This window comes from Vibrio sp. 704, from assembly GCF_033339295.1.
Genome location: NZ_JAWOUH010000457.1, coordinates 1 through 691, shown reverse-complemented (window position 1 = coordinate 691; position 691 = coordinate 1). Strand labels below are relative to the sequence as shown.

At 48.9% G+C, this 691-nt stretch carries 1 protein-coding gene; it reads right to left on the bottom strand.

Annotated features, from left to right (window positions below):
* Positions 1-44: 44 nt before the first annotated feature.
* Positions 45-691: multiheme c-type cytochrome (locus R7R24_RS27075; protein ID WP_318120171.1), on the bottom strand; the 647-nt coding region annotated here is incomplete at its 5' end.

Sequence of the window (691 nt, the reverse complement as noted above, 5' to 3'; positions counted from 1 at the left end):
TTTTCTTATCCTTAGTTGTCAAAGCATTGTGTTCAATGACGAATTCAACGGTAGTCGTATACCTTGTGAACCTTATCCACCCCTTGTGACTGACCAATAGCATGGCAAGTCGTACATTGTTCGGTGCCCATGGCTTGTGCTGCTGTGTCTGCTCCAAATACCGCGCCGTGATTCAGCATATGGTTCAGAGGCGCATCTCCTGCCACGGTATCCGGGTCAGCATTAGCTAAAGATGACTCTAAGTGACACGCGCCACAGGCGACTAATGCAGGACTAAAGTATTTACCACTCGCAAGAGAAGGGCGCGTATTTTGTTGGCTAGGTAAGTTGTATTGAGCATTGGTATGGCAGGCCTCACAGTTGTTGACTGCGCCAGGGAAAGGCGCTTCACCGCTATGAGCGGAGCCAAAGGCATGGAATGAGTGCACGTGGTACTTCAGATCAGCCGCCATTCCAGGATAAAACGCAGAACGTTCAGAGTTATGGCAATTTTTACATTGTTGGAAGTCGGTGGCGGCATGTGGATGCTCACCGAGCTTATGGATAGTCAGCTCTTTGTGACAATCGTTACACGATGAAATGTCCGCGCCCACTGGCAGTTTGTGTTGCTTGTTGATACCAGACACATCAAACGAGCCAGATGCGTTATTGGCGGCAATGACGAAAGGCGATTTGATAAGATCGATGCCTT